The organism is Nitrospirota bacterium (genome assembly GCA_020846775.1).
GTDB lineage: Bacteria > Nitrospirota > 9FT-COMBO-42-15 > HDB-SIOI813 > HDB-SIOI813 > RBG-16-43-11.
This window is the reverse complement of the sequence record JADLDG010000045.1, coordinates 22,893-36,659: the sequence shown is the minus strand read 5'-3', so window position 1 is coordinate 36,659 and position 13,767 is coordinate 22,893. Positions and strand designations below refer to the sequence as shown.

11 protein-coding genes and 1 tRNA gene are annotated in these 13,767 nt (G+C 43.0%); 4 read left to right on the top strand and 8 right to left on the bottom strand.

Annotated features, from left to right (window positions below; translation table 11 throughout):
- Positions 1–227: ATP-dependent Clp protease adaptor ClpS (locus tag IT392_07340; GenBank protein MCC6544301.1), on the top strand; the 227-nt coding region annotated here is incomplete at its 5' end.
- Positions 228–314: 87 nt separating this feature from the next.
- The gene (locus IT392_07335) at positions 315–1,865 is read left to right on the top strand and encodes an NCS2 family permease (protein MCC6544300.1); all 1,551 of its coding nucleotides are present in this window, start codon (positions 315–317) and stop codon (positions 1,863–1,865) included.
- 3 nt (positions 1,866–1,868) lie between these two features.
- Here the strand turns inward: IT392_07335 and IT392_07330 are convergent, their stop codons facing one another.
- The 3 genes from IT392_07330 to IT392_07320 form a co-directional block, all read right to left on the bottom strand.
- Positions 1,869–2,753: a flippase-like domain-containing protein gene (locus tag IT392_07330; GenBank protein MCC6544299.1), complete on the bottom strand. Its 885-nt coding sequence runs from the start codon at positions 2,751–2,753 to the stop codon at positions 1,869–1,871.
- Positions 2,754–2,909: 156 nt separating this feature from the next.
- On the bottom strand, positions 2,910–3,884 hold the full coding sequence (locus IT392_07325; protein ID MCC6544298.1) for a glycosyltransferase family 2 protein: 975 nt from the start codon (positions 3,882–3,884) through the stop codon (positions 2,910–2,912).
- A gap of 228 nt (positions 3,885–4,112) precedes the next feature.
- Positions 4,113–6,413: a phosphatase PAP2 family protein gene (locus IT392_07320; GenBank protein MCC6544297.1), complete on the bottom strand. Its 2,301-nt coding sequence runs from the start codon at positions 6,411–6,413 to the stop codon at positions 4,113–4,115.
- A 135-nt stretch (positions 6,414–6,548) separates the two neighbouring features.
- On the opposite strand from IT392_07320, the gene IT392_07315 reads away from it, so the two are divergent.
- Entirely contained in the window at positions 6,549–6,707 is a 159-nt protein-coding gene (locus IT392_07315) for a hypothetical protein (protein ID MCC6544296.1), read from the top strand.
- A gap of 9 nt (positions 6,708–6,716) precedes the next feature.
- Here IT392_07315 and IT392_07310 read toward each other — a convergent pair whose 3' ends face one another.
- A complete protein-coding gene (locus tag IT392_07310) occupies positions 6,717–7,778 on the bottom strand; it encodes a sensor domain-containing diguanylate cyclase (protein MCC6544295.1) in 1,062 nt (353 codons plus the stop codon).
- Entirely contained in the window at positions 7,778–8,146 is a 369-nt protein-coding gene (locus tag IT392_07305; GenBank protein ID MCC6544294.1) for a hypothetical protein, read from the bottom strand. The genes IT392_07310 and IT392_07305 overlap by 1 nt, the downstream gene beginning before the upstream one ends.
- 553 nt (positions 8,147–8,699) lie before the next feature.
- On the opposite strand from IT392_07305, the gene IT392_07300 reads away from it, so the two are divergent.
- A tRNA-Gln gene (locus IT392_07300) sits at positions 8,700–8,773 on the top strand.
- Between the two features lie 29 nt (positions 8,774–8,802).
- Here IT392_07300 and IT392_07295 read toward each other — a convergent pair.
- Genes IT392_07295 through pnp form a run of 3 tightly spaced genes read right to left on the bottom strand, consistent with a single transcriptional unit; the run spans position 8,803 to position 13,745 of the window.
- Positions 8,803–10,338: a hypothetical protein gene (locus tag IT392_07295; GenBank protein MCC6544293.1), complete on the bottom strand. Its 1,536-nt coding sequence runs from the start codon at positions 10,336–10,338 to the stop codon at positions 8,803–8,805.
- Positions 10,339–10,361: 23 nt separating this feature from the next.
- The gene (locus tag IT392_07290; protein MCC6544292.1) at positions 10,362–11,630 is read right to left on the bottom strand and encodes an insulinase family protein; all 1,269 of its coding nucleotides are present in this window, start codon (positions 11,628–11,630) and stop codon (positions 10,362–10,364) included.
- The gene (gene pnp, locus IT392_07285; GenBank protein MCC6544291.1) at positions 11,631–13,745 is read right to left on the bottom strand and encodes a polyribonucleotide nucleotidyltransferase; all 2,115 of its coding nucleotides are present in this window, start codon (positions 13,743–13,745) and stop codon (positions 11,631–11,633) included.
- Between the last annotated feature and the right edge of the window lie 22 nt (positions 13,746–13,767).

The window sequence follows — 13,767 nt, the reverse complement described above, 5'->3', positions numbered from 1 at the left end:
TTCTGAATGACAATATAACTACTATGGATTTTGTCGTAAAAATACTAATGATGGTTTTTAAGAGAGACAAAATGACTGCTGTAGGTTTGATGCTGGAAGTTCATCACAAGGGGTCAGCTGTTGTGGCTGTCATGTCGCTGGAGCAAGCTGAGCTTCGCCAACAGCAGACTCACACACTGGCTCAAAAAGAAGGTTATCCGTTAAGATGCATAATAGAACCAGCCTGATACAAAACCGGGGCATTGTAAAGTATCACTTGCAGCTATTCCTCTCTGGAAGAATAATTACAAATATGTTATAAATATCGCCATAATATGGCTGAGAAAACCTCATATCCCTGGTTTGTCCGGAAAGATCTTGATGGTTTCTTTGGACTTGCCATTGATAATCTTATCCAGTTGATGCTTATCGTTGCCCTGACCAACAGGGTGGCAGGTATTCCTGAAGAGATAATATTCAAATATATCCTTCCCGGCGCTGCCATTTCTATCATAGGCGGCAACATATTCTACTCAATCCAGGCTCGCAGGCTCGCTATGAAGACCGGCAGGGATGACGTAACCGCCCTTCCCTACGGGATTAATACTGTCAGCCTGTTCGCTTACACATTTTTCATAATGGCTCCTGTTTATAACGAGACAAAGGACCCGGTCTTTACATGGAAGATCGGATTAGCTGCCTGTTTATTCAGCGGGATCATTGAGATTGCAGGCGCCTTCGCCGGAGGATGGATAAGGAGGGTCACACCAAGGGCTGCACTTCTTTCAACACTCGCCGGGATTGCCATAACTTTTATATCAATGGAGTTTACATTTCAGATATTTGCAAAACCTGCACTGGCATTAGTACCTATGGCAATCATCCTTTTTTACTACATGTCGCACGTAAGGATGCCTGGAGGTCTTCCCGGCGGGCTGCTTGCTATTATAGTCGGGACGGCTATTGCATGGATAATGAAGCTTTCAGGCATCAGCGGCTACTTTGACCCTGACTGGAGTAAGGGCATTGTGGTCAGCCTGCACCTTCCAGTCCCTGTTATTGACAGCATATTAAGTCTAATCACAAGTGAATATGTATGGCGTTATATGTCTGTCATTATTCCCATGGGCCTGTTCAATGTCGTAGGCTCGCTGCAGAATCTCGAGAGCGCTGAGGCAGCCGGAGATAAATACGATACAAGATCATCTATGCTTGTAAACGGACTCGGTTCCGTCCTTGCGTCGTTTCTTGGAAGCTGCTTTCCCACTACTATATATATAGGTCATCCAGGCTGGAAGGCGCTTGGTGCACGTACGGGATACTCAATTATAAATGGAATATTCATCCTCGCTATTTGCCTTACAGGGACAATGGATGCCGTACTTAAGATAATCCCTATTGAAGCAGGTATAGGCATCCTGTTATGGATAGGAATAATAATCGCTGCACAGGCATTTCAGGAGACGCCTAAACACCATGCACTTGCAGTTGCCATGGGGTTGTTTCCTGCCTTTGCTGCGTGGGGATTGAATATGGTGGATGCCGGCCTTCGAGCCTCAGGGACCAATCTCTATAACACAGTATCCAATGGTTCGTTTCAGGGGATTATGCCCATCACAGGGGCTATTGCACTAAGCCAGGGCTTCATATTCACTTCTATGATACTTGCAGCCATGTCTGTTCACGTGATAGAAAGGAATTACTGGAAGGCATCCCTCTGGGCATTCAGTGCAGCGCTATTATCATACTTCGGGATTATACACGCCTATACGCTCACAATGTCCGGCGTTGCCAACAGGTTTGGGCTGGGGGCAGCAGGTGAGTTTGCTGCATGTTACGCGGCGATAGGGATCTTTCTTTTATTGCTGCAGCTGAGAACCAAATAGTGATCATTTATTACTGTTTACGAGTGAATGAATGGCAAATACTATCCCGCCTGCCAGGCTTGACATTACAAGTATTGTAAACCAACCAAAGGCAAAAGTCAGCGCCTCGGTCTCCGGAACATTTACAAATGCAAGAAAAAAGACGTAAGCCCCTTCTCTCAGGCCTATACCGCTTAGACTCACAGGCAGCATGCTCACTGTAACTACCAGAGGTACAACAAAGAGATAGAACCTCCAGGGAATAGTCATCTCGAGAGATAGTCCTATTAATATGTGAATAATAATTATCAGTGTATGGAATATAGCAGATATTGCAATGGCCTTTATTAATGGCCAGGGGGTTTTCCAATAGTTTAAAAGTAGAGAGACCTTTTCGCTTAAACTGGAGAGATATTTGCCGGCAAATACAGGCACAACAAGTCCGGCTAAAATGAGTGAATTTCCCATTAATATCACTGCAGGTAATGAATAAGGGAGTGTGATCCCGTTTAACATGGTAAGTGAAATACCGGCAATAATTACTAATACAATAAGCCCCGCTCCCCTGTCTGCCAGCACCGTTACAACTGCCCTGAGGATTTTCTTGTTCCCTTTAGACAGGTAATAGCACTTACCCACATCTCCACCAATAGCTGTAGGAAGAAACAGGTTAAAGAACATCCCTATAAAATAGTAAGTGAAGAATTGCCGGAAACTGTTTTGAAATCCCATGACACTGGCAACCAGCTTCCAGCGGTATGAGCAGATCACTTGTCCAATTAAATAAAGTACGAGTGCAATAAGGAGATATTCTACATTCACATGTTTGAATAGTTTCCAGACCTCGATAAAGTCTATCTTACGAAATAGGTATACAAGTATGGCAATACTGACACCTGCCTTCAGCAAAGTTGTAATCGTCTTCTTCAGCAGAAACTCCCTTTTTTAAAACATCCCCACTCTGTCATTCTGAACCATATGCTGAAGCAGTTTCAGCTTTGTTTCAGGATCTCCTGACCGGCATAGCCTGGGTTCCTGAGATAATGCTGAAAGCCCTGCGGCAGCCTACCCGCCCGGTTCTATATTAATCCTGTCTCGTATGCTGTAGATCGGCTTACCCTGGGACTCATAATATGTCCGCACCTGAATCTCAGCAAGTATACCCATGCTGAACAACTGAAGACCTGCAAGAATCAGTAAAGTCCCGAACAGCAGTAATGGCCTGTTGGATAGACTTGCACCGTAAAAAATCTTCTGAAATGCCAGATATCCATCAATTACGGTACCAGCCATCAACAATAAGATACCTGACCACCCGAATATGTGGAGAGGTCTGTCAAGAAAGAATTTTAGAAAGATAACGGATATGAGATCTATCAATACCCGGAATGCGCGTGAAAGTGTGTACTTGCTCTTTCCATATAACCTTGCGTGGTGATTGACTGCCATTTCAGTAATTCTTGCCCCATAAATACTTGCAAGGGCAGGAATAAAACGATGCAAACCGCCGTACAGCGGGACATTCTTGATTACCTCTGCCTTGTAAGCCTTGAGTGAACATCCATAGTCGTGTAATTTTACACCTGTTGTTCTGCCGATTATCCAGTTTGCAATCACCGAGGGGATCCTTCTTGAGAAGAGGCGGTCCTTCCTGTCTTTTCTCCAGCCGTTTACAACATCGTATCCGTCCTCCAGCCTGGATAGTAATGCCGGTATATCTGCAGGGTCATTCTGCATGTCTCCGTCCATGGCTACAATTATCTCACCCCTCGCAATGTCAAAGCCAGCAGACATGGCAGCTGACTGCCCGAAGTTTCTCCTGAGTCTTATAGCCCTGATATTTTCATGTTGAGAACAAATCTTCTTAAGCAAGGTGAATGTCTCATCCGTGCTGCAATCATCCACATAAATAATCTCAAATGGCCTGCCCATTTTATGCAGGACAGCTAGCAGCGATGAGTTAAGTCTTGATATATTCTCTGCCTCATTATAAACAGGGATGACAACTGAAATATATAATTCGTATTGATCTTTATCCATCTTATCCTTTTGTATGTTCACTCGAAATAGCCTTTCAAATCCCCCCTGACCCCCCTTTTCTAAAGTGGGGTAATTAATTTCCCCCTTTGAAAAGGGGGATAAAGGTTTTTTTTTCAAGCACCCTTGTGAACCCGCGGCTCATGACGGTTCATCCGAAATTTCCTTATTAACCCGGGCTAATGGCTGTTCACTCTAAAATACCACCCATAGCTTCTTCATACTCATTGCTCATTTTTTAAGCGGTTTATTAGTTGCCAGCGTATAACCTCTCTGCTCATACATGACATACAGGTTGGGATGTCCTGCATGACTTCCTATCCCGGACGTTTTTGAAATAATAAAAGCCCTTTCAGGTGCTTCTATTAAATCATTCAATTTGTCCCCCTCTTTCGCCAACAATATGGTAGCAGGCCGTTGAGCATAAAACAATATGCTTGGTTTATTAAGGCCATAAACAACAAGCTTGTCTTCAGCACCCATTTGTGCAGATGCTATCCGTGAGAAGTCCCTTAATGTTGACTGAAGATATTTATCAGCAACCGGAGTTACAAAGCTAAAAAGAATACATGAAACCACTGTCACCATACCTGCCATGATTCCAAATGCTAAACCCTTCCTGTTACGCCACAATGCTAATAGAAAAAGAACTGCAGCTGAGGCTACAACACCAGCTATATAATACAGGCCATATCCCCACTCAACAGGCTCCTGAAACTGCTTCAGCACAACCTTGGAATCAGCTAAGTAATTTGGCAGGAAACCTGCGCCCGCGGCAATAAACAACGATAGAATTATCATGAATGCGAATGAGTATTTCAAGTATCTTGCACCTGAAAATACCCCATCCCTGTCATTCTGAACTTGTTTCAGAATCCCCTCCCCAAGAGACCCTGAAACAAGTTCAGGGTGACATACAGGGTAAATATATCCATACCAGAATCTCCCAACCATTATGGCAAGCGGTGCCGATAGGGGTGCAATATACCCTGGCAACTTAGTCCTGGATATTGAAAAAAAGATGAAGATAACGAGAAACCATATGATAGAAAATAACATGACAGAATCACTGGCCTCAATTACACCCCGCTTTCTGGAACGAGGAAAATACTTATATAAGACCTGAGGCAGAAAGGCACTCCACGGGAAAAAGGCAAACAGTATGACAGGTATGAAATAATAGACAGATCCACGATGTCCTGAGACTACACCGGTAAAACGGGTGACATTGTGTTTTATAAAGAAAGCGTCAATATATTCCCATCCGTTAATCTGTATCTCAACTATATACCATGGAAGGGCAACAACCAGGAAGATTAATACACCTGAAACAAGATGCATCTTTTTTAAAGTAGAAATGAAATCCCCTCTCAGGATCAGAAATATAAAGATAATGGCTCCCGGAAGGACAACTCCTACTGGCCCTTTTGTCAGGACGGCAAGGGAAATACTCAAATAGAAACCCATGTACCACCAGGGGATTTTTTCAGCACTGCCTCTAATATATCCAAGAAAAAAGCAGAATAATGCAGAGGTTATAAAGAATGCCAGTGTCATATCTGTTATAGATGCATGTGCAAGAACGATTACTTCGATAGATGTGGCGAATATGACAGCCGTTATAACACCCCATTTAGGATGTCCAAGCCAGCGGAGTATATAGTAGCACATCAGTGTGAGGAGAACGCCGAATGCGGCAGACCAGAAACGTGCGGCAAATTCTGTGATGCCGAAGACACTGAAGGCTGATGCCATCAGCCAGTAAAATAAGACAGGTTTGTCATACCTGTTAGAATAATTATACTGCGGTGTAATCCAGTTCCCGGTTACAATCATCTCCCTTGATGCCTCGGCATAAACTGCCTCATCAACATCGAAGAGACCTGGTGAACCAATATTATAAAACATAATAAAAAAGCTGAAGGCAGCTATTCCTACAGGCGGACCATACTTCTTAACCACTTCCTTCATGTCATCTAATCCCCTGGTCGCCACCATACGTCCTATCCAGATCCCAAGCAGGATCCCGGCAAAGACGTCAGAGGGAAAATGGGCGCCAACATAAATCCTCGAAATGCAGACAAGCAGAGCATATCCATAGAGAGGGTATCTCATCCATGGAATGAATGTTGACAAGGTATATGCAAACGCAAAAGCTGAGGTTGCGTGTCCTGATGGAAATGAGTCAAATCCCGGCAAGATTGAAGGACCAAGGGTAAATCCGAGTGCCTCCAATACCTTGGGACGAGGTCTGCCAATAATGTGTTTTATAATCTGACTCAATAGGCCTGATGCGGCAACTGCGTAAATCCCCCTCTTGCCTGCATTTACTATCTTCTCATCTTTTTTTATTATCAGACCAATGGCAATTAGAATAAAACAAACAACAACCTGAACCCAACCCTGGCCAAGGTAACTCAACCATGACATTATGTTTTTCAGATAAGGAGACCTGACAAACTCAATAGATTCAAGTGCGATGTTATCAATAAATAACAGGATTACAAAAATAGCGGGTATAATTCTAATCATAATTTAAGGCTAATATAAAGTATAACCCCTGGTAGATAAAGGGTTGCCTGATGTCCTTATAATTTATTGACAACAATTTTTAATATTGCTACATTCTACATCATCAGGAAATATAATTCCATACGGAGGCGACAAATGGCAACGATCAATTATATAGTCAAGGTGGAAGATGCAAAGATGGCTCAGATAAAAAAGGCCCTTGAAACTGCAAATATTAAAGTAATCAGTATCATTGATATTTACAAATCAGGAGAAGAACCGGCTAAGAAGGAAACTGCGGCCGAAGCGAAATGACAGGCAGTATCATAAACTGACAACCCTGTCCTTTCCACCCTCTTTGGCTTTATACAAGGCATTGTCAGCCTTTCTGATGAGGTTTTCAAAATCTGTTACATCCGGGTGCGGATAAGTCGTTACACCTATACTGACTGTTATATTCTCACCCTCTTTAATGCAATCAAAAACAAAACTTCTGACAGACCTGCAAATACGTTCCGCCAATCTCAATGCATCCTCCCTTATGCTATTGGGAAGGATAACAGAAAACTCTTCACCACCATATCTTGCAATAATGTCTGTTTCCCTGACACTCTTCTTCAGTACCTTTGCTACATCCTTCAATACCTTGTCTCCTGCCTGATGTCCATAAGTATCGTTGACCCGTTTGAAGTTATCAAGGTCAATCATCATGCATGACAGGGGACTGCTATATCTTTTAGCCCTCTTAAACTCCTCATCAAGTCTCCGGACAAAATATTTGTGGTTGTATAATCGTGTAAGATCATCTGTGATTACCAATTTTTCAAGGAGCAGCTTCTCTTCCCTCAAAACATTAAATAAATGGGCATTCTTAAGGGCAACTGCGGCGCCATCTATTATTACCTGACAGAGCTTTAAATCATGTTCACTGAATTTGCCACCCTTTTTTGATGTCCTTAGAAAAAGTGAACCTTTATCATTATCATAATAATGTATAGGCATTATAATAATTGACTTAATACCCAGGCATAGAATCTTGTCTCTTACGGCGATAAGAGTTGGATCTGTTCCTACGTCCCCTATATATACAATGCTATCGTCTTTAGCAGCTCTAATTATCTCCGGATACTTGTTAAGGTCTAAAGTTATAGAATCAAGGGCAGCGTCTTCAAATGTGGCAAGTACATTACCTATATCTTTATCCTTATCAACATTAACTATAGAGCATCTTGTAACAGGAACAACTTCTGATATCTTCTGAACAATAAGGAACAATAAGTCCTTTGTCTCGAGCGTAGAGAAAAGAGACTTATTAACATTGAGGATTATGTCTAAAATATCTTTCTCGTGGTCAACAGGTTTGTTTTCCATTTTATTAATATACATTAACCGATCTCAACCGTAACTTGTACACCCGCCCTGTCACCTGCGTCCCTGATTGCGTCTGCAACAAGTTTTCTGTGACAGCTATTTACATTCTCCCAGCATACAAGACATATCTTTGCATTGGAATTGGATTTAACCCAGTCTTCAATTACTGACGCACGCTGTTTAAGAATTACAGTCATCCTTTCATTGAGCTTCCTGGAATCCTTGGTTTTGTTATATTCAATCTGCGCATCGAAGGTTGGAGTAAAAAGCCACAGAATCGTGATCTCCCTGTGTCGTTGAGGCTTTGTTGTAGAAACCGCATAGACCGTATACCCAAGTGCATCAGCCGGTAAATTATCAAAACTTCTTGTCATGAGACGCATTATATATCACCTCTGTAATATTTCATACCTTCTGCAAAATGGGGGTAGTTTATCACACATTTATTTAAAAGGAAATAACTGTATTGGATGGTTACACGAAGTATCTTGTGGAGAAATTATAAATACAACTACATATTGGATGTTTCAAATACTCTCCTTATTAGATGCATACAACTTATTGATATATCAGGGTATTTGATATGACTAAATAATAGGCATTAACCACACACATCAATATTCAAGGGGGATAGAGGGTATTATACAGGGGTTTATCCACAAGTTATCCACCTCTCTTGTGGGAAAGTCCATGTACCATGGATAAAGAAAGTATAGCTAATCCTCCATCTCTTGACATAAAGGTATTTTTTCTGTAAAGTCGTTACCTACGAATAGCCTGATATTAAAGAAGTAGATTATGCAGCTATTCAGTTTACGCTCAAAAATACCCATATGCAAGGAAGGAGTTTTGTTTTGAACTGAGGCGTACTGTGTTGTACGTCGAGGTTCAAAACAAAACTCCTGACGCCGCAGATGGGTGTTTTTCAGCGTAAACTGGGGGATCGTCTAATGGCAGGACAACAGTCTCTGGATCTGTTTATCGAGGTTCGACCCCTCGTCCCCCAGCCAGATATTTCATAATATCATTATTAAATTCTCTAAAAAGTCTGGTCCATCCTGACCCATGCAAAATGAGATGCATCACTCACATCTTCCACACCATAACCGGCGCTGACTCCCAAGGTATCAGTTAACTGATACCTCACGTCAATCCCGGTCCAGGTTGTCTTATCTGGCGGATCAGCGTGTACATGCCTGATTTCAAAATCTGTCTCAAGACCTATACTGGTTCTGATGTCCGGATTGTACTCCACTCTCGCAAATATATCCTCTGCATCTGCCCCCATATGATGTCCGATGATTCTTCCATCATAGGTGTACCCTGAGTTATACAGTCCATGGGTATACCATGTATTATAGCTGGTATTTGCTGCTGTCGTAGCCCATTCTAATCTTAGGTTCGTATTATCAATGGATGCCGGTTCGTCAACAAACATACCTGCAAGATATGCCTTTTCTTTAGGCCATCCATTGCCAGAAGAGTCCTCTGCACCGATTTCTCCGTATAATTCCATACCGGAAAACAGCCATGACCTTTCGAGGTTATTAATCATAACCGAGAAATCCAGCGACATTATCTGATTATTATCAATACCTGAACCAGACCATGCATGTTCGGTATTATCATTTGCAACCAGGATCTTATACCAGTCTGAGATGCTAAGACTCTTTCTCCCTTCACCTCCAAACATGATCACCCTGGACAATGCAAATCTGAATGATGACAATGGCCTGAAATCAAAACGCATACCCAGCAGCTTTGCATGAGGTATATCTCTGTCGCTTTCTAATTGTGTCAAAAAAAGAGTTGGTTTGAATCCTCCCAATCCTCTTAATATCCACGGAAGCATGAATGGACTCTGCGACGTAATCCTTATCATATCAAGCGGCCTTGCATTATTCGTTAGCAAAAGACTTCCGTGATAACCCGGCCCCCACCAGAGAGGCTCTCTTCCAGCCGCCAGTTCAATATTGGCTGCGTTAAACATCCCATAACCTGTTATGACTTTACCTTCAGCTCCACCTTCCCATCCCCTGAACTCAGGATTAAGATAGATTGATATTAGGTCACCAATACTCAAATATGAAGACATACCGGCTATGACATTATTCCCCGCTCTAATATCATTACCATAATTATTCGTATTAAAGTACTCAGGGTGATCATCACTGTATGTATATTTAAGATACACAGTATCAACAGGCTTGAAAAACATATCTGAGGCATTTTGCTCTTTCAGCTCTATAAACTCCTTATCCAGTTTATCGAGCATCTGTCGTATATCCTGCATCTCATTTTTGCTGTCATCAGGCAGGTCATCCCATGTCATTAAGGCCTCATCTGTAAGCCTCCTCCCCTCTACCCTGCTGAAGGGTCTGGTTGACAGTATGGCTGATTTTATAAAACCACGGGCCTCAAGTATCTCTAAGTAATTATATGTCCGGTTGTTCAGGGGTATATCGGGGGCCGTCCTGGCATTAGCAACTAAAGGATACGATATCGAAGATATAAAGATCAGCCAGAACGTAAGGGTAATGAGCCTGCGGCTCAGAAGGTATGATGAGAAAGACATCTTCAATTACCTGCACCATATTTTCAGATTCTCAGAAGATCGCGTGACACAACATCCTTCTTCACCGGACCAAGAATAGCAAGAGAAAGGTAATCAGGCTTAAACAGGTCATTTACAAGCCTCTGTATCTGTGAAGGTGTTATGCTGTTTATCTCTTTATTTATGTCATCAGTCGTATAAAACCTGCCGGAGTATATCTCATCCCGTGCAATACGGCTCATTCGATTGCTTGTGCTCTCCAGTCCCAGCAGGAGGTTTCCCTTCATCTGGTTTTTGACCCTGTTCATCTCTTTACGTGAAATGCCATTTCTTAGTATCTTCTTTATCTCTTTGAGTATTAGTTCAAGTACCTCTGAAAGTGACTCCTTGCCGGTGCCTGCATAAATATTAATAACTCCGCTGTCAGTAAAAGACGAGAGATAGGAGTATATACTGTATACAAGACCCCGTTTCTCTCTTACCTCCTGAAACAACCTCGAACTCATGCTGCTGCCAAGTATCGCATTAAGCGCATACAATGCATATCTCTTTTTATCATTCTGCGGCAGCCCGAGTGTGCCAAGACAGAGGTGTACCTGCTCAATACTTTTGTTCTTAACCACTATGCCGCTCTTTAGATCTGGCTTTGTCCTCAGGTTATCAGTAACTTTCCGCCTCATTTTTCCGATATTCCTGTTTAGATGCTTCAGAAGGTTTGAGAACTCAAAATTTCCTGCAGCTGATATGACAATGTTGGACGGGTGATAATGTCGTCCTATGAAATCAAGCATACTATTGCGGTTTAATCCTTTGATAGTTTCAACGCTTCCAACAATCGGTCTTGCAAGTGGATTTCCATCCCACACCAGTCTCGCATGCATATCATGAACATAATCCTCAGGGTCGTCCTCTACCATCTTTAATTCTTCGAGAACAACCTGTTTTTCCTTCTCCATATCCTTCCTGTTCATAGAGGAGTGCAAAAACAGATCTGATATGATCTCAATGCCCTTGGCTATGTGTTCATCCAGGACTTTCACATAAAATGTAGTTGTCTCGCGGGTTGTAAAGGCATTCAACTCACCGCCAAGCGAATCCATTTCGAGGGCAATATCGTGGGCAGAACGATGGGCCGTTCCCTTAAAAAACATGTGTTCTGTGAAATGAGAGATTCCTGCATAATTTGTCTCTTCATCTCTTGAACCTACGCGAACCCAGATACCAAGTGATACGGATTTAACAGAAGGAATACGCTCTGCTACTACCCGTATTCCATTGTCAAGGTGTTCCTTCAGAAACGCAGTATCTCTCATTTAAGCTTCGCTTCTCTCGTCCTTAATACCTCTTTCCTTCATAGCATCCTTCCTGCTGAGGCGTATTTTACCCTGTTTATCTATCTCTAACACCTTGACAAGGATTTCATCACCCTCATGTACGACATCAGTGACAATGTTCACTCTGAAATCAGCAAGCTGGGATATATGCACAAGACCGTCAGTACGCGGAAGTATCTCAACAAATGCCCCGAAATCCATGATCTTTCTGACAGTTCCAAGGTATATCTTTCCGACTTCAACTTCCTCTATAATCTTTCCTATTATCTCCATTGCCTTATTTGCAGCCTCTTCATCAACTGATGCGATTGTTATCAAACCTGAATCGTCTATGTCTATCTTAACCCCTGTCTGTTCGATAATACTTCTGATCATTTTCCCACCCGGCCCGATGACCTCACCTACCCTGCCCGGCTTTACCTTCATAGTAAAGATCCTCGGGGCGTGAGCAGATAGCTTTTCCCTCGGAACAGAAATAGCTGCTATCATCCTCTCCAGGATATGAAGCCTCCCCTTCCTTGCCTGTTCAAGGGCCCTGCCCATAACCTCTGTTGTTATGCCTGCAATTTTTATATCCATCTGTATGGCAGTCACACCATCAGCCGTACCGGTAACCTTGAAATCCATATCGCCAAGATGATCTTCAACCCCCAGTATATCTGACAATATTTCTACATCCTCCCCTTCTTTGATCAACCCCATTGCAATCCCTGCAACCGGAGCGGTGATTGGCACTCCTGCATCCATCAACGCAAGTGAAGAACCGCATACTGTGGCCATAGATGAAGAACCGTTTGACTCAAGGATATCGGAGACAATCCTGAGGGTGTATGGAAATACATCTTTACCTGGAATAATAGGTTTAATCGCCCTCTCAGCCAGAGCACCATGCCCGATCTCTCTCCGTCCCGGACTGCGAAGTGGTCTTGCCTCGCCCACACTGAAAGGCGGGAAATTGTAGTGAAGCATAAATGCCTTCGTAGACTCACCTTCCAGGGCTTCCACAAACTGTTCATCATCTGCCGTACCAAGGGTTACGACTGCAAGGCTCTGTGTCTCGCCTCTTGTAAACAGGGCAGAACCATGAGTCCTTGGAAGGATACCGACATCACATGTTATAGTCCTGATATCTGCAGGTCCCCTGCCGTCTGCCCTAATCCCTTTGTGCAGAATCATCTTCCTCATCTCTCTTTTTTCAATCTTGTGAAAGACAGTCCTGATATCCCTGTTCTTGTCTCCCTCTGCTCCCTCAGGATTCAGTTGGACTATGACATCATCGAGAATCGCATCCAGTGTGGCCTGACGCTGTGTCTTATTGGGAATTACGAGTGCTTCTACAATCTTGTCAAGAGATAATTTCTCAATATCAGCTGCAAGATTATCATCAACAGAACTAATCACGACCTGCATCTTTTCCCGTCCCACAAGCCTTCTCAATTCAATCTGTGCATCTATAAGTTTTTGAATTTCTGCGTGTGCGAGCTCAATGCCTTTAAGAATAATCTCTTCAGGCATCATCTTTGCTCCGCCTTCAACCATCATTACGGCATCACGAGTACCGGCAACAACAAGATTAAGGTCACTGTTGTCCAGCTCGCAAAATCCCGGGTTTATTATGAACTCACCGTTTATATGACCGACACGGACTGCGCCTACAGGGTCATTAAAAGGTATCTCTGATACATAAATAGCGGCAGACGAAGAGGTAATTGCCAGCAAGTCTGATGAATAACCGAAATCCGCTGAAAGGACATATGAAATAATCTGAGTGTCATTGTAATACCCTTTTGGAAACAGGGGTCTAAGGGGCCTGTCTATGAGCCTGCTTGTAAGTGTCTCCTTTTCCGTCGGCCTCCCCTCCCGGCGGAAAAAGCTGCCGGGGATTCTCCCTACAGCATATGACTTTTCCTGATAATCTACCGTAAGAGGAAGAAAATCTATCCCCTGCCTGATCTGTTTAGAGGCGACGGCTGTTGACAGCACCACAGTATCACCATACCTTGCAACAACAGCGCCGTCAGCCTGTTTTGCCATCCACCCTGTTTCAAGGATCAGTTTCTTTCCACCAATTTCAGCTTCTACTTTCTGGATCATTATTGTATTCCCCCTGTAAGGT

Coding starts and splice junctions, on each gene's coding strand:
- IT392_07290 (MCC6544292.1), bottom strand. CDS start 11,630: ATGAGAGATACTGCGTTTCTGAAGGAACACCTTGACAATGGAATACGG.
- IT392_07310 (MCC6544295.1), bottom strand. CDS start 7,778: ATGTATATTAATAAAATGGAAAACAAACCTGTTGACCACGAGAAAGAT.
- IT392_07295 (MCC6544293.1), bottom strand. CDS start 10,338: ATGTCTTTCTCATCATACCTTCTGAGCCGCAGGCTCATTACCCTTACG.
- IT392_07305 (MCC6544294.1), bottom strand. CDS start 8,146: ATGCGTCTCATGACAAGAAGTTTTGATAATTTACCGGCTGATGCACTT.
- IT392_07315 (MCC6544296.1), top strand. CDS start 6,549: ATGGCAACGATCAATTATATAGTCAAGGTGGAAGATGCAAAGATGGCT.
- pnp (MCC6544291.1), bottom strand. CDS start 13,745: ATGATCCAGAAAGTAGAAGCTGAAATTGGTGGAAAGAAACTGATCCTT.
- IT392_07325 (MCC6544298.1), bottom strand. CDS start 3,884: ATGGATAAAGATCAATACGAATTATATATTTCAGTTGTCATCCCTGTT.
- IT392_07320 (MCC6544297.1), bottom strand. CDS start 6,413: ATGATTAGAATTATACCCGCTATTTTTGTAATCCTGTTATTTATTGAT.
- IT392_07335 (MCC6544300.1), top strand. CDS start 315: ATGGCTGAGAAAACCTCATATCCCTGGTTTGTCCGGAAAGATCTTGAT.